Annotated in this window: 12 protein-coding genes and 1 tRNA gene; 7 read left to right on the forward strand and 6 right to left on the reverse strand. The window is 66.0% G+C overall.

Annotated features, from left to right (window positions below; genetic code table 11):
• The first annotated feature begins 230 nt into the window (after positions 1–230).
• Positions 231–1571 (forward strand): pectate lyase family protein, encoded by a 1341-nt coding sequence (locus OPU66_RS11235; protein ID WP_498553741.1) that lies wholly within the window; start codon positions 231–233, stop codon positions 1569–1571.
• A gap of 12 nt (positions 1572–1583) precedes the next feature.
• Here the strand turns inward: OPU66_RS11235 and OPU66_RS11240 are convergent, their stop codons facing one another.
• From OPU66_RS11240 to OPU66_RS11260, 5 genes are all read right to left on the reverse strand, one after another.
• On the reverse strand, positions 1584–3128 hold the full coding sequence (locus OPU66_RS11240; RefSeq protein WP_498553742.1) for a carboxylesterase/lipase family protein: 1545 nt from the start codon (positions 3126–3128) through the stop codon (positions 1584–1586).
• On the reverse strand, positions 3115–4119 hold the full coding sequence (locus OPU66_RS11245; RefSeq protein WP_498553743.1) for a sugar kinase: 1005 nt from the start codon (positions 4117–4119) through the stop codon (positions 3115–3117). Before OPU66_RS11245 ends, OPU66_RS11240 begins: the two co-directional genes overlap by 14 nt.
• Positions 4120–4128: 9 nt before the next feature.
• Positions 4129–4884 carry a 2-dehydro-3-deoxy-D-gluconate 5-dehydrogenase KduD gene (gene kduD, locus OPU66_RS11250; RefSeq protein ID WP_498553744.1) on the reverse strand — a complete coding sequence of 252 codons (756 nt, stop codon included), beginning with the start codon at positions 4882–4884 and terminating at the stop codon, positions 4129–4131.
• Between the two features lie 26 nt (positions 4885–4910).
• The gene (locus tag OPU66_RS11255; RefSeq protein WP_498553745.1) at positions 4911–5543 is read right to left on the reverse strand and encodes an RpiB/LacA/LacB family sugar-phosphate isomerase; all 633 of its coding nucleotides are present in this window, start codon (positions 5541–5543) and stop codon (positions 4911–4913) included.
• 119 nt (positions 5544–5662) lie between these two features.
• Entirely contained in the window at positions 5663–6682 is a 1020-nt protein-coding gene (locus OPU66_RS11260) for a LacI family DNA-binding transcriptional regulator (protein ID WP_498553746.1), read from the reverse strand.
• Between the two features lie 504 nt (positions 6683–7186).
• On the opposite strand from OPU66_RS11260, the gene OPU66_RS11265 reads away from it, so the two are divergent.
• Positions 7187–8482 (forward strand): hypothetical protein, encoded by a 1296-nt coding sequence (locus tag OPU66_RS11265; protein ID WP_498553747.1) that lies wholly within the window; start codon positions 7187–7189, stop codon positions 8480–8482.
• Between the two features lie 358 nt (positions 8483–8840).
• On the opposite strand, the gene OPU66_RS11270 is transcribed toward OPU66_RS11265, so the two are convergent.
• A tRNA-Arg gene (locus tag OPU66_RS11270) sits at positions 8841–8917 on the reverse strand.
• Between the two features lie 74 nt (positions 8918–8991).
• Between OPU66_RS11270 and OPU66_RS11275 the strand changes: the two genes are divergently transcribed.
• From OPU66_RS11275 to OPU66_RS11295, 5 genes are all read left to right on the forward strand, one after another.
• Positions 8992–9747, forward strand: a complete 756-nt coding sequence (locus OPU66_RS11275) for a queuosine precursor transporter (RefSeq protein WP_498553748.1) — start codon at positions 8992–8994, stop codon at positions 9745–9747.
• A 155-nt stretch (positions 9748–9902) separates the two neighbouring features.
• Positions 9903–10073 (forward strand): (2Fe-2S)-binding protein, encoded by a 171-nt coding sequence (locus OPU66_RS11280; protein WP_498553749.1) that lies wholly within the window; start codon positions 9903–9905, stop codon positions 10071–10073.
• Between the two features lie 94 nt (positions 10074–10167).
• Positions 10168–10647 carry a bacterioferritin gene (gene bfr, locus OPU66_RS11285; protein WP_160593630.1) on the forward strand — a complete coding sequence of 160 codons (480 nt, stop codon included), beginning with the start codon at positions 10168–10170 and terminating at the stop codon, positions 10645–10647.
• Positions 10648–10877: 230 nt separating this feature from the next.
• Positions 10878–12503 (forward strand): sensor domain-containing diguanylate cyclase, encoded by a 1626-nt coding sequence (locus tag OPU66_RS11290; protein WP_498553750.1) that lies wholly within the window; start codon positions 10878–10880, stop codon positions 12501–12503.
• 288 nt (positions 12504–12791) lie between these two features.
• Positions 12792–14942: a TonB-dependent siderophore receptor gene (locus OPU66_RS11295; RefSeq protein ID WP_498553751.1), complete on the forward strand. Its 2151-nt coding sequence runs from the start codon at positions 12792–12794 to the stop codon at positions 14940–14942.
• The last annotated feature ends 107 nt before the right edge of the window (positions 14943–15049 follow it).

The following is a 15049-nucleotide window of genomic DNA, read 5'->3' on the forward strand; positions in this document are numbered from 1 at the left end:
TTCCCCCCGTCCCGGGGCACAGCATCGCGCTGCGCGCCGGCATGACTCTGCTGTCATCGGGAAACGCGCCATGCGCGGCCTTTCCCGCCAGCACCCCTCATCCTGATCGCCGGTGCATCCAGTGCCCGGCTTTTACTTGTCCCGGCCTTTGGAAACCGGTGTCATTATTGATTGCCATGGGCTTCGGATTCTGTCAAGCAACCCGGAAAACCTTGGGGAGAGTGACGGAAATGCGTGGGTTTCTCACTGTTCTTGCGACGTTTTCGCTCGCCGCGGCGGCGGCGGTGCAGCCGGCCCATGCCCATCCGAAAGATCCGACACAGGGGGGCGCTGGCGGCCGCATCATCCGGGTCACCACGCTTGCCAAGGACGGGCCGGGCAGCCTGCGCGCCGCCATTCGCGCCAAGGGGCCGCGCATCATCGTGTTCGAGGTCGGCGGGGTGATCGACCTTGAACGTTCGGGCATCGACATCAACAACCCGTTCGTCACCATCGCCGGGCAGACCGCGCCCGCGCCCGGCATCACGATCATCAAGGGCGGCATCGACATCAAGACGCATGATGTGAAGCTGGCGCATATCCGCGTGCTGACCGGGGCCGACGGCCAGCCCAAACGCAGCGGGTGGGAGGCCGATGCGCTGTCCACCGTCCGCGCGGCGCGGGTGGTGGTTGAAAACTGCACCTTCATGTGGGGCGTGGATGAAAACATGTCCGCCTCCGGCCCCCGTTTCACCGGCACGACGGTTGCGCAGTGGCGCGCGGGCACCAGCCATGACATTGTGTTCCGGCTGAATCTGGCCGCCGAGGGGCTCGCCAATGCCAGCCATCCCAAGGGCGAGCATTCCAAGGGCTCGCTGGTCCATGACAATGCCACCGGCATCGTGTTCGACCGCAATATCTGGGCGCACAATGTCGAGCGCAGCCCGCTGGTCAAGGGCGGCGCGCAGGTGCTGATGGTCAACAACCTGATCTACAACCCGCAGAAACGCGCCGTGCATTACAATCTGATGGACCTTGAATGGACCGGCCAGCCGCATGTGACGGGCGAAATCACCGCCATCGGCAATGTGATGCGCGGCGGCAACGACACCGATGCCGGGCTGCCGTTCCTGATGCTGGGCGGGGTTGGCGATCTTGCCTTTTTCGGGCGCGACAATCTGGCCGTCGACCGGCTGGGCAATCCGCTGCCGATGTTCGGGCGCTATGGCACGACCGCGGCGAAGCTGATCGAGGCGCCGGCACCGCTCGCCAGCCTTGAGGGCTATCGCATCCTGCCGGCCGAACAGGTCGAGACGGTGCTGATCGCCACCGCCGGGGCGCGGCCCTGGGACCGGGGCAGCGAGGAGCTGCGCGTGCTGTTCTTCATCGCCGAAGGGCGCGGCGAGGTGATCGACGATGAGCGCGAGGTCGGCGGCTATCCGGTGATCGCGCCGACCACGGCCCCCTTTGTCGAGGCGGCTTGGGATCTGGAGACGATGACGCCCAAATCTGGCCTTTATCCGGGCCAGAAGCCGGGCACGCAGGAAGGGCTGTCGGCGCGCGACCGGGCGATGCGCGGCGGCAGGCCGTAACGGCCCCGCCCCTTACGTCCCCGGCTGCACATAGGGAAAGCGGCCGAACAGCTCCCGCTCCCACCGGCGCGGATCGCTGACGACGCGGCTGTCACGGTCGAAGATCATCGTCAGCCGCGACGGAAGGTCATAGGCCGGCCAGCCGGGCGAGCCGGTGCGGGCGAAGCGGACAAAGGCGGTCATCATCACCCGGCTCATCGCCGCATGGGCCGGGGAGCGATGCGCCGAGGTGCCGAACGCCAGCCCGATATCGTCGGTGTGCGCGGCATTGTCGAAATCCAGCTGGTAGACAAAGCTGTTGCCCCGGCCGCCGCGCGCCCGCGCCTCGGCCTCCTCCACCTGCCCGCGCCAGCTGCGCGCCGGGGTGATGATGCGGTGGAACAGCTCGACCGGCGATGCCGCCGGATACCGGGCGCGGAACCGCTCGACGACCCAGCCGGGGGCGATATCGACGCGCAATTCGGGCGCGATCCGATCGGCCAGATTGTCCCAGCTCAGCCCGCGCAGCACCGGCCCGTCGGGCGGATAGAAAGCGCGGCTTTCGGCGATGCAATTGCCCAGCAGCATCGGGATGTCCGCCGATTGCGCGGGCGCATCGGGCCAGAAGGGGTGGCGGTCCAGATGCCGCATGTCGACGACCGGCCCGAAATAGACGCGCCCGCCCAGCACCGGATCGGCCGCGCCAAGCGCCGCCCGCAGCTGCCAGGCCGGGGCGGTCAGCGGATCGACCCCGTTGCCGAGCGCGGCCAGATAGGCGCGGGCGCGGCGGGCGGCGTTGCCCGGGCCGGATGCCGTCACCTGCTGCCCGCTCATCGTGATTACCTTGTGGAACAGGCCGCGCGCGGCGGGCATCGCCATCAGCGTAGCGATCTTCGCGCCGCCGCCCGACTGGCCGAACAGCGTGACATTGCCCGGATCGCCCCCGAACACGAAGATGTTGCGCTGCACCCATTCGAGCGCCGCGATCAGATCGAGCTGGCCGGCATTGCCGCTGTCGGGCGCGCGGTCGGGCAGATAGAGATAGCCGAAGGCATTGAGCCGGTGGTTGACCGTCACCACCACCACGCCCTGCGCGGCGAGCGCCGCGCCGTCATTGAGCGGATCGGCAACGCTACCGGTGGCATAGGCCCCGCCATGCAGATAGACCATCACCGGCAGGCCCTGCCCCAGATCCGCCGGGGTCCAGACGTTCAGGAACAGACAGTCTTCCGACTGGGGGTGATGGCCCGCCCCCGGCTGCGGGCAGGACGGGCCGAAGCCCGCGACCTGTTCGGCCATCGGCGTGTGCGAAACGGCCGCCACCGGGGCCGCGAACCGTTCGGCACGGGCATAGCGGATCCCGGTGAACCGCCGGACCCGCGGGCGCGCCGGAGCGCCCGGACCATCGACCAAGCTGCCCAGATAATGGCCCGACGGCCCCCGCACCCCGACCAGAGCCGGCGAAGGTGTCGGCGGGGCCGCCGGCGGGGCCGCGCGCGCGCCGGTGATGGCCAGCGCCGCCCCTGTCGCCCCGCCCGCCAGCACGGCGCGGCGGGTCCAGCGATCAGCGGCGGACATCGCCCGCACGGGCGCTGAAATCATCCAGCATCGCCCGGCTGACCGGGCACATATCGCCCGCAATGCTGTGCTTGAGCGCGGCGAGCGCCAGCCCGCGCGCGGCCATCACCGCCAGATCGCCGCCCGTCAGCCAGCCATCGAGCACCCCGGCGGCAAAGGCATCGCCGGTGCCGATCCGATCGATAATGCCGGTGACGTCGATCTCGTCGGTCTGGTGGCTGCCGGTGCGGGCATCGACGCGGGCCGAGATGCGGTGATGATCGCTCGTCACCAGATGCCGCGCGGTCGACGCGATCAGTTGCAGCCGGGGGAATGCGGCAAAGGCGGCCTCGGCGGCTTCGCGCCGCCGCCCTTCGCCCTCGCCGGAAAAGCTTTTGCCGAGCAGCAGCGAAATGTCGCGGTGATTGCCGATCAGGATGGTCGCATCGGCAACCAGCTCGCGCAGGATCGCCGCCGGATCGCTGTCCCACGCCGCCCAGAGCTGGGCGCGGTAATTGCCGTCAAAGCAGATCGGCACCCCGGTCGCGCGCGCCGCCGCCTGCGCGGCGCGTGCCAGCGCAACCCCGCCGGGGCCGAGCGCCGGGGTGATCCCGCCGCAATGCAGCAGCCGCGCCCCCGCCAGCGCACCGGCAAAATCGATCATCTCCGGCTGCGCCAGCGCAAAGGCGCTGCCCGCGCGGTCATAGGTGATCGCGGCGGGGCGCGGGCCGGACCCGGCCTCGAGGAAATACAGCCCCATGCGCCCGGCGGCGCGGACGAGATGGCGTGTGTCGATCCCGGCCGCGCCGAGCGCCGCCAGCGCGCGGTCCCCCAGCGGATTGGCGCTCACCACCCCGGCAAAGCGCACATCATGGCCGAGCGCCGCCAGCGCCGAGGCGACATTGGCCTCCGCACCGCCGACCACCAGATCAAGGCATGTTGCCTGCACCAGCAGATGCCGGTCGGGCGGCGACAGGCGCAGCAGCAGCTCGCCGAAACAGGTGATCGTCATCCCGCCCGCCTATCGCGCCAGCCAGCCGCCATCGACCGCAAGGATATGCCCGGTGACATAATCCGACGCGCCCGAGGCGAGGAACACCGCCGCCCCGGCAATGTCTTCGGGCCGGCCCCAGCGCCCGGCGGGGATGCGTTCGAGGATCTGGCGGTTGCGCGTCTCGTCGGCCTGCAGCGCGGCGGTGTTGTTGGTGGCGATATAGCCCGGCGCGATCGCATTGACCTGCACGCCCGCCGGCGCCAGCTCGTTCGCCATCGCGCGCGTCAGCCCGGCGACGCCCGATTTGGCGGCGGCATAGCTCGGCACCCGGATCCCGCCCTGAAAGCTGAGCAGCGAGGCGATGTTGATGATCTTGCCCCGCCCGGCCGCCATCATCACCCGCGCCGCCGCCTGGCTGAGAAAGAACAGGGTTTTCAGATTGGTGTCGACCACCGCGTCCCAATCTTCCTCGGTGAATACGGCCAGATCGTTGCGGCGGATGATCCCGGCATTGTTGACCAGAATGTCGAGCCCGCCCAGCGCCGCCACCGTGTCGGCGATCAGCGCGTCGACCGGGGCGATGGACGACAGATCGGCGCGCAGATCGACCGCGGTGCCGCCCTTGGCCTCGATCAGCGCGAGGGTTTCCGCCGCCGGGCTGCGGCCGGCCAGCGCCACCGCCGCGCCCGCTTCGGCCAGCGCCACGGCAATCGCCTGCCCGATCCCGGTATTGGCCCCGGTGATCAGCGCGCGCCTGCCCGTCAGGTCGAATGAAATCGCCATATGCTCCCCCCTTCCCGCCGTCAGGCTTACAGCGCCTTCAGATAGGCGGCGATGCCGTCATCCTGGCAGTTGGGGTAGAAATAGTCGGCAAAGCGTTCGCCCGCGATCGCCGCGCGCAGCAGATCCTGATCCACGGCCTTGAGCACGCTCAGCATGTCGTGGCACGACGCCGCCTTGAGCGCGGCGAGCTTGCCGCGATTGCTGGCCATGATCGCCGCGCGTTCCTTGGGATAGCCAAGGCCCGGCTCGCTTTCGAACAGCTTGCGGTAGCAATCCTGCAGGTTGAGCTCCGCCGCCCAGCCAAAGCCCTTGGCATAGGGCATGGAAATCGCGTTGCCGGCGTTGATCTGGCTGAACAGAAACGCATCGGTCGGGTCGATCACCAGCCCGCAGAACACGCCGGGCATGGCGTTGCAGGCAAGCATCGAGCCCATGCCGGTGCCGCAGCCGGTGACGACGAAATCGGCCGCCTTGCTGTTGAGCAGAATGCCCGCGAGCAGCCCGTTCATCACATAGGTCAGCGAGGCGGCGTCTTCGGCCGAATACATGCCATAGTTGAACACCTGATGCCCCAGCGGCTCGGCCACTGCGGTCAGCGCATCATGGATGATGGCGTTTTTGGCAGCCTGGCTGTTTTCGGAGATGAGCGCGATTTTCATGGCTGGAATCCCTCCTCGTGCGGCCTCTCGTGGAAACCGGTGTCATGCCCCTCACTAGCCGCATTCGGCCCGGGGGTTCAACCGCCTTTTGACCGGTGGCAGCGCGAAGTGGCAGCCGATCAGCCGCGCGGCGGCGCGACCGACTGGCGCTTGACCAGCCGGGCGAGGAAGCGCGCGCCCTGAGCGGCGGGATCGTCCGGCGCGATCAGCTTCAGCGCGGCGGCGCGCCCCATTTCGCGCACCGGCCAGCCGACCGTGGTCATTGGCGGCCAGATATGCGCGGCGATGGGTGAATCGTCGAACCCGATGATCGACAGATCCTCTGGCACGTTGAGGCCGCGCAGCCGCGCCGCATGGAATGCGCCCGCCGCCATTTCGTCATTGCTGGCAAAGATCGCCGTCGGCCGCTCCGCCGCATCGAGCAATTGCGCCGCCGCCGCCATGCCCGAATCGAACCGGTAGCTGCCCTGCGCGTGCATGTCCGGCGGCACGCTCAGCCCGTGCGCCTGCATCGCGGCCAGAAAGCCCTCGCGCCGCTCCAGCGCCGAGCGGAAGCCGATCGGCCCCTCGATCAGCGCGATCCGGCGGTGGCCAAGCTCGACCAGATGATCGACCGCCTGCCCCACCATCTCGCGGTCGTTGGAGGCGACCATGTGATCGCCATCGTCAAGCATCGCCGATCCCATGCGGACATAGCCGCAGCCCATTTCCAGGCACAGTTCGGCCAGCGCGTCATTCTCCGAAATCGGCGGCAGGATCAGCACGCCATAAAGCCGCTGCTGTTCCAGAAAGCGGCGGATATCGTCCATCATCGTCGGCGAATGCCGGTCGACCGGGCGCACGACCAGCGCGAATTCGGTGTCGCGGATCGCGTCGAGCACGCCTTCCTGAAAGTTGAGCACCGTCTGCGCATTGGGATTGTCGTGCAGCAGCCCGAGCAGAAAGTTGCGCCGCAGCGCCAGCGCCCGCGCCTGCGGATTGGGCACATAGCCCAGATCGGCAATCACCGTCTCCACCCGCACCCGCGTTTCCTCGCTCAGCAGCGCGGACCGGTTGATCACCCGGCTGACGGTCTTTTTCGACACCCCGGCCAGTCGGGCGACATCGTTGATGGTGGGTGCCTTGGTCTGTTTCGCCATATCGCGTCCGGAATGCGCCTCCCCTCAGGGCGCGCTCCTTGTAGAGTTCAATCCGCCGAATGCAAAACGGGGGGTGGAGTGGTGGCGCGAGCGGGCGACGGCGGGGATGAAGATTCGTGACGCGGGATTGGATGCAGCCCCGCCGGCCTTTGCGACTACCTGGCCACTCGCCTAACAGGCGACAACGCTTGCGGACAGACTCAATGGCTGAAGGTGGGACTTACCTGCCGTTTCAGAGGGACATTCTAACCGGCAGGTTCTACGCCAATACTCGACATTTAGCACTTGATCAGCCTCGTACCGCGACCGCAGCTGGACCGGTTGCGGATGGGCCGCTTTTAAGCGGCGAATTTGCAGGAGCGGTTGTGGCCCGCTGGCGTATGTCCACAAGCGGCAACGGTGGTGCCGAACGCTCTCCCGAAAGCAGGTGCAAACCTCCCAGCCCGCTGGACCTTTCCGAGGATGCCGCTACGTTTAGTCGCGATTGGCGGTACGGAGGTGTGGATGTTCGGATTTGGAAGGAAGTCTCACGAGGTTTTTGGGATCTCCACTGAGATTCTCGAATATTCATACATCAACCGCGGCTCTATCGACGAGCTGGTTCAGCGCCTACTTGAACGCAGCACGCACATTGCTCTGCGCGGAGAATCCAAGTGCGGAAAAAGTTGGGTGCGGCAGAAGAGTTTTCCTGACGCAATCACCGTCCAATGCCGGCTCAACAAGTCTGTGACTGATCTATACGAAGACGCCCTTAGCCAACTCGGGCTCAAGCTGATTGTCGAGCAGACCGGTGAAAAGGGCTTCCGAGGAAAGTTGGAGGCACACCAAGAGATCGGTGTCAAGTTACTCGCGAAATTGGCGCTCGCTCAAGAGATCGAGGGTGAGCACAAGTCCGGCACGAAATCTGTTCCGGTGGGTCGGGATTTGAAAGACCTGCGTTTCGTCTCTGATATTATCAAGGCATCTGGCCGGCGTCTGGTCATCGAGGATTTCCATTATCTCTCGCCGGCTGAGCGCAAGGCGTTTGCATTCGACCTTAAGGCATTATGGGATCTGCAGACCTATGTCGTGGTCGTCGGGATCTGGGCGGAAAATAACCTCTTGCTTTGGTTGAATCCCGATCTAGCCGGTAGAATAGAAGAAATTTCGATTTATTGGTCAGACGCTGATTTGGAAGCAGTACTCACAAAAGGGGCAGATGCCCTCAACATAGAATTTTCGCCGGCTATTCGCGCGAAGATGATTGAAGATGCGTTTGGCACGGTCGGAATTCTTCAGGCGATCGCATTGAAGACGTTAGATGAGCATGGAATTTTCGAGCGCCAACGGGTTAAGCAAACTGCAAACGACATCAGCAAATATGAATATGCAGCTGCGACTTACGCGGAACAGCTAAACCCTCTCTATCAGACATTTGCTCAGCGAGTAGCAAAAGGCATACGCACCCGGAAGGATGCGACCGGGATCTACGCCCATATGCTCAAAGTCGTTATGGAAGCCGATTCAACAGATCTGACCCGGGGGCTGCATATCGACGTTATATTCGCAAGGGCGCACGAGAACGAGCCCCGAATTCAGAAAGGAAACCTGCGGCAGATTCTTACCAAAATCGATGGCCTTCAGGTTGATGAGGACGGGCGAGGTCTGATTTTGACGTTCGATCACGGCAAGAACGAGGTGTTCGTCGTCGACAAGCAGCTCCTCACTTACCGAAAATATTGCACTGTTCACTGGCCTTGGGCTGGCCTGATCGAGCAGAGTGATCAAAGCGGCGGGGGATACGAGCCTGACCAAGACTGATCCGGTCGATGATGTCTATCCATCTTGCCTCCCCCTTTGATCCCAGCTGACGCGACATCAAATAGAGGGCGTGTTCCATTTCCCGCCTCTGAAGGCCGGTTGACCAATGACTGCTTTCGGTCAGGCCGCCAAGATGGCTGCACCACCGATGTTGGGGCACGTTGCTCATGGTGTGCCCCCGACCAGCTCGACCGTCCGCTTCCGGCGTAAGCGGATGTAAATCGATTCGAGTTTGAACGGCCGGGCCTGGGTCGTTACTCGACGCTCAATCTCCAACTGAATGATAGCGGTGACGCCCGCCCTATCGCGCACCACCCCTTCAGCCACCGGCCGTCAAGCCCGCCCCCACCCCACAAAATGGCGCGCCCGGCAGGGTTCGAACCTGCGACCCCAAGCTTAGAAGGCTCGTGCTCTATCCAGCTGAGCTACGGGCGCGTGGCGAGCGCCTTAGCGCGGTTTGCGGCGGGCGAAAACCGCGATACGGTGGCGGGAGCGGCAAAAGGGGCGTCATGACGAGCGATCACGGGCAGGGCAGCGGCATCCGCGCGGTGGATGCGCGGGCGCTTCAGGGCGCGCATTTCCGCACATTCGATCTGGTGATGGCGGCATTCGTCACCATCCTGCTGCTGTCGAACGTGCTGGGCGCGGGCAAGGTGGCGGAAATCACCCTGCCCGGCATCGGCCCATGGCCGTTCGGCGCGGGCATCCTGTTTTTCCCCGTATCCTATGTGATCGGCGACGTGCTGACCGAGGTTTACGGCTATGCGCGGGCGCGGCGGGTGATCTGGGCGGGCTTTGGCGCGCTGTTGTTCATGGCGTTCATGTCGTTCGTGGTCGTCGCGCTGCCGCCCGCGCCCGGCTGGGGCAATCAGGCCGCCTATGAAGCGGTGTTCGGGCAGGTGCCGCGCATCGTCTTTGCCTCCATGCTCGCCTTCTGGGCCGGGGAGTTCGTCAACTCCTATGTCATGGCGCGGATGAAGCTGTGGACCGGCGGGCGGCATTTGTGGGCGCGCACCATCGGATCGACCTTTGCCGGACAGGGGGTGGACAGCCTGATCTTCTACCCGCTCGCATTCTGGGGGGCAGAGGGGTGGACCGAGGCGCTGGTGATCCAGGTGCTGGCGACGCAATGGGCGCTGAAGGTCGGCTGGGAAGCGCTGCTGACCCCGGTCACCTATGTCGTCGTCGGCTGGCTGAAGCGGCGCGAGGGCGTGGACGTGTTCGACGCCGAGACCGATTTCACCCCCTTCGCCACCCGCGTCTGACCCGCCGGCCCCGCACGCGGGCACGCCGCCGATTCGCCGGTGCGCCGAAAACCGCCGGATTCGGGCGGGTTTTGCGCCCGGACGATGCATCGGCCTGGCGCGCGCCATTGCCGGCTATTGCGAGGCAATCGCAGTTTTGCTACGCGGATCAGGCAATGATTGTCTGCAACTGCAATGCGATTCGCGAACGCGATGTGCGCCAGGCCGCGCGGCAGGGCTATTGCGATCCGTTATCGGCCTATAAGGCGCTGGGATGCCGCCCGCGCTGTGGCCAGTGCATCCCCTATGCCCGCGAAGTGATCGCAGACGCTCGTGCGAGTGACTAGCGGTTTCACAACCGCAAGTGCACGGAAAACCGCCATTTTTTGATGATTTTGCCCCGGTTCGGCGCTATAAGCCGCGCCAGACGGAGGCAAGAACATGCAGGGCGACCCCAAGGTTATCCAGTTTCTGAACGACGCGCTCAAGAACGAGCTGACGGCGATCAACCAGTATTTCCTTCACTACCGGATGCTCGAGCATTGGGGCGTGAAGAAGCTCGCCAAATATGAATATAAAGAGTCGATCGACGAGATGAAGCACGCCGACTGGCTGGCGGAGCGCATCCTGTTCCTCGACGGGCTGCCTAACTTCCAGATGCTCGGCCGGCTGCGCATCGGCGAGACGGTGGAGGAAATCCTGTCCTGCGACCTCGCGCTGGAAAACGACGCCATCCCGCTGCTGCGCGAAGGGATCGCGCATTGCGAGCATGTGCGCGACTATGTCAGCCGCGACCTGTTGCAGCGCATCCTCGAAAGCGAGGAGGAGCATGTCGACACCATCGAGAAGATGCAGGACCAGATCCGGCTGATGGGGCTGCAGAACTTCATCCAGCTCCAGTCCGAGGCGGCCGAGGGCTGACGCATTTCGCGCCGGGCGGGATCATCCGGCGGCTCGGAAGATCAGCTCCGCATGCAGGCAGGGGGGCGCGGCGCCGGGTGGTGTCGCGCCCCTTTTTGTGCCCCGCGCCCCCCGCCGCCGGCGCGCGCGCGCGGCATCGCGTTGGAACATTCGGCATTTTTGTGCGAAGCATTGATGACATGCGCGGATGACGGCGCGGGTGGAGGGCAAGGACTGACGGCGTGCGGTGGATGTCGGCCATGATGCGGCTGCTCGTCGGCCTGGTGGCGATGTGCGGGGCCACAATTGCGGCTGCGGCACCGGCCCCGTCGCTGCCCCATACCTGTCCGGATGTGCGCGGTGCCGCTTCGCTTGCGTGCAGCATATCGCCGGGGGGCTATCGGTCGGGCTGGCTGTGGATCGATGCCGTGCCGGGCATCGCCGCACCGGTCGTCAGCGTCCGCGTCACCCGGGCCGAGGCGGTCGAGGCCGTGTTCCGCTATGCAGACGGCACGACCCACCGGCAGAGCGTCCGCGCCGGCGATTTCGGCAGCCATTGGCAGGTCGGCGGCCGGGTGACATTCGTGGCCCCCGCGCGGGCGGCCCCCGTCACTTCCGTCCGCATCGGCTTTTTCCGGGCCGACTGGGACCGGCTGATCGATATCGGCATCGGCGGCCCGCGCTCCCGCCAGGCGGAGATGGGCCAGGCTGTGGTGATCGGTGCGGCACTCGCCCTGCTTGCCCTGTCGCTGATCGGCAATCTGCTGATCGCCTTTGCCGCCCGCCGCACCCCGCCGGTGTGGAACGCGCTGTGGGCGGCATGCGTGCTCGGCTGGGCGCTGCTGTGGACGCAGACAGCGCTGTTCGTGGCACCGGGAATGGCCGGCCCGGTCTCGGCTCGGCTCGCGACGCTTTCGTCGACCGCCGCGATCAGCTGCGCGATCGGGTTCCTGCTGGCGAGCGCTGGGGCCGCCCTGCCGCGGCCGGTGCGGACCGGCACCATGATGCTGGCGATCCTGGTTGCGGTGCTGGGCGGCGTTGCGGCCTTTTGCCCGGGGGCCTCGCTGCCGCTGGCCGCCATGGCGCTCAACACCGCCATATTGGCGGCGGCGGCTGCCGTCATGATCCTGTGCCTGTGGCAATGGCGGCGCGGCAATGCGCAGGCGCGCGATTTCCTGCTGTCGTTCACAATCCCGATGCTGGCTGTGCTGTGGAGCATCTTTGCCGATCGCGGCATCGCGGAGGACGATGCCGGCGGCATGTATCTGGTGCTGGGCGCGTGCGCGCTGCAGACGGTGTGGCTGACAATCATCGTCGCCATCCAGCTCTGGTCGGTGCGGATCGAGCGCGATGCGGCGCAGGCGGAAAGCAGCCTGATGACCCGGCTGGCCGTGACCGATCCGCTGACCGGCCTGCTCAACCGGCGCGGCTTTGTCGAGCGGGCGGAGGCGATGCTGCTGGAAACCGGCCCGGTGACGCTGGTGCTGCTCGACATTGACCGATTCAAGCGCGTCAATGACCGGCATGGCCATGATGCCGGCGACGCTGTGCTGCGCGCGGTGGCCGCCGCCCTGTCCTGGGTGCCGGATGCGCGGGCGATCGGGCGCCTGGGCGGCGAAGAATTCGGGCTGCTCGCCGTCAATCTCTGCCCCGCCCGCGCCATCGAGTTCGCCAATCAGGCGCGCGCCGCGATTGCCGACGAACAGGTGCAGGCCGGCGACCTGTTCATCAGCGTGACCGCCAGTGCCGGCGTATCGTGCGTGCCGCCGGGCAGCGACTTCATGATGCTCTACAAGACCGCTGACCGCGCGCTTTATGCCGCCAAGGATGCCGGCCGCGACCGCACCGAGGCGGCCACACCCCTGCACGCGGCGTGAGCGGGGCCCTGGCCCGTCCCTGACCGGATGGCTAGAGCGGCTTCCGATCCGATTGCATCGGATCGGCCGCTCCAGGCCTCTGATTTACCGCGCTTTCTGAGTCGCCGGGTGATTCAACCCGGCTTGAAAATGCTCTAGGCCGCCCGCCAAGCCCCGGCGGTCGGGGCACGACCGCCCTCGCCGGCTTCCGCATTGACACTGTTATATCATCTCGTCAGGACGCTGTCCCGATGCGGGCGCGGGAGCGGCCCCGCCATCGCCCGATCGGGCGCCAGGGGGAGTTGTGACATGTTTTATGGTCGTTTGCGCATCGCACTGCTCACCAGCCTGGCGGCCGCCGCGGTCCATCCGGCGGCAGCGCACGCCGAAGGCGTTGCGGACGGGGACGCATCGGCCGATCAGATCGTAACGGTCACCGGTGTCCGCCAGGCATATCGCGGCGACTTTGCGCTGTCCGAAATCCCGCAGTCCATCGCCCAAATCGATGACGCCGCGATCAAGGCCAACAATTTCCTGCGCCTCACCGACGCGCTTGACCTCAACGCCTCGGTCTCACGCCAGAACTCGCTCGGCGGCCTGTTCGACAGCTTTGCGGTGCGCGGATTTGCCGGGGACGAGAATATTCCGACCGGTTATCTGGTCAACGGCTTCAACGGCGGGCGCGGCTTTGGCGGCCCCCGCGATGTCGCCGGGCTTGAACGCATCGAGGTGCTGAAAGGGCCAGCCGCCGCGCTGCTCGGCCGGGGCGAGCCCGGCGGCACGGTCAATCTCGTCACCAAACAGGCCGAAATCGGCCGCTCGTTCGGCACCGCGTCCATCCAATATGGCAGTTTCGACCGGGTGCGGACCGAGGGCGATTTCAACCTCGCCCTGTCTGGCGAACTGACCGCGCGGCTGATCGGCTATGCCGAGGCCGGCGACACGTTCCGTGACACAGTAACCCAGCGCCGCTGGGGCTTTCTGCCGTCCATCGGGCTTGCAATCGGCGATGATACGCGGCTGACCTATGATCTGGAATGGACGCGGGTCGAGACGCCGTTTGATCGCGGCATCGTCGTCCTCAATGGCGATTTTTCTACCGTGCCGCGCACGCGCTTCCTGGGCGAACCGGGGGATGGCGACCATGTCGCGCGCGCGACCGGCCATCAGTTGCGCGTGCAGCATGATCTTGACGATCGGTGGACGATCCTCGTCGGCGCCAGCTTGCGCGACACGCTGCTGACCGGATTTTCATCGGATGCCGAACTTGTCGCCTCGCGCCAGAAGCTGTTCGTCGACGGCCGTTCCCTGTCGCGCCAGCGGCGCTCGCGGCGCTATGATTCCCGGCAATGGGTCGTGAGGGCCGAGCTGTCGGGCGAGTTCGACACCGGATCGCTCCGTCACCGCGTCCTGATCGGGGCCGACCGGGACCGGTTCGACAATGACCAGCAATTCGGCCGTTTCCGCCCTCCCGTTCTCACTGCGGGGACGACCGACCGGGCCGGCTATGTCCTCGACATCCTCTCGCCAGTCTATGGCCGCTTTCCGCTGCCGACACCGGGGCCGCAGAACGACCGGCTGGACGTGCAGCAATCCGCCGGCGTTTTCGTGCAGGATCAGGTCGAGCTGACCGACCGGCTGCAAATCCGCATCGGCGGGCGTTATGACGATGTCCGGCTGCGCACGCTCAACCGGCTGACTGGCATCGACAGTCGCCGCAGCGTCGGGCGGTTCAGCCCGCAGGCCGGGCTGGTCTACCGGCTCAGCACACCGATCACCCTGTATGCCGCCTATGGCGAGGGCTTTCGTGCCAATATCGGAACCGATGTCAGCGGCGCGATTTTCGATCCGGAAACCAGCCGGTCGAAGGAAATCGGCGTCAAATTCGCCGCTCTGGGCGGGCGATTGAGCGGCACGCTCGCGGTGTTCCAGCTCGACAAGAACAATGTGCTGGCCAGCGATACCGGCAATCCGGGCTTCTCGGTCGCCATCGGCAAGGCGCGCAGCCGCGGCATCGAGCTGGATGTCGCCGGGCAGTTGCCGGGGAACATCGATGTGATCCTCAGCTACGCCTATATCGACGCGGAAGCCCGCTCGACCCTGCTGGAGCCGAACTTCAATTTCCAGATCCGTCCCGGCGATCCGCTGATCAATATCCCCGACCACACGCTGAACGTGCAGGCGACAAAGCGCTTCGCCCTGGCTGGCCGGGAGGCGCAACTGGGGGCTGGCCTCCAATATGTAGGCGAGCGTTCGGGGGAGACGGGCACTGCATTTGCCCTGCCCGCCCATATGCTCGTCAGGCTCTTTGGTGAGGTTGAAGCGGTGAAGGGTGTGCGGCTGTTCGCGTCGGTCCAGAACCTGTTTGACACGCGCTGGTATGCGAACAGCTATTCGCCGCTGTGGGTTCAACCCGGCGCGCCCCGGACCGCCTCGATCGGTCTGCGCGCGGGCTTTTGACACTGGCCCCCTGCCGGGGTTTCTGGTGCCGGAAGACTGTCGATCTGAGGCAGACAAGGACCGACGCTGATCGGGGTGCTGATCGGCGGGCGGGCGGGGGTTGGTGC

The organism is Sphingomonas sp. URJC2 (genome assembly GCF_059803575.1).

Excerpts from the sequence above, each read along its gene's own strand:
- OPU66_RS11235 (WP_498553741.1), top strand. The coding sequence starts at position 231 with ATGCGTGGGTTTCTCACTGTTCTTGCGACGTTTTCGCTCGCCGCGGCG.
- OPU66_RS11275 (WP_498553748.1), top strand. The coding sequence starts at position 8,992 with ATGACGAGCGATCACGGGCAGGGCAGCGGCATCCGCGCGGTGGATGCG.
- OPU66_RS11290 (WP_498553750.1), top strand. The coding sequence starts at position 10,878 with ATGTCGGCCATGATGCGGCTGCTCGTCGGCCTGGTGGCGATGTGCGGG.
- OPU66_RS11240 (WP_498553742.1), bottom strand. The coding sequence starts at position 3,128 with ATGTCCGCCGCTGATCGCTGGACCCGCCGCGCCGTGCTGGCGGGCGGG.
- OPU66_RS11260 (WP_498553746.1), bottom strand. The coding sequence starts at position 6,682 with ATGGCGAAACAGACCAAGGCACCCACCATCAACGATGTCGCCCGACTG.
- OPU66_RS11255 (WP_498553745.1), bottom strand. The coding sequence starts at position 5,543 with ATGAAAATCGCGCTCATCTCCGAAAACAGCCAGGCTGCCAAAAACGCC.
- OPU66_RS11295 (WP_498553751.1), top strand. The coding sequence starts at position 12,792 with ATGTTTTATGGTCGTTTGCGCATCGCACTGCTCACCAGCCTGGCGGCC.
- bfr (WP_160593630.1), top strand. The coding sequence starts at position 10,168 with ATGCAGGGCGACCCCAAGGTTATCCAGTTTCTGAACGACGCGCTCAAG.
- OPU66_RS11265 (WP_498553747.1), top strand. The coding sequence starts at position 7,187 with ATGTTCGGATTTGGAAGGAAGTCTCACGAGGTTTTTGGGATCTCCACT.
- kduD (WP_498553744.1), bottom strand. The coding sequence starts at position 4,884 with ATGGCGATTTCATTCGACCTGACGGGCAGGCGCGCGCTGATCACCGGG.
- OPU66_RS11245 (WP_498553743.1), bottom strand. The coding sequence starts at position 4,119 with ATGACGATCACCTGTTTCGGCGAGCTGCTGCTGCGCCTGTCGCCGCCC.
- OPU66_RS11280 (WP_498553749.1), top strand. The coding sequence starts at position 9,903 with ATGATTGTCTGCAACTGCAATGCGATTCGCGAACGCGATGTGCGCCAG.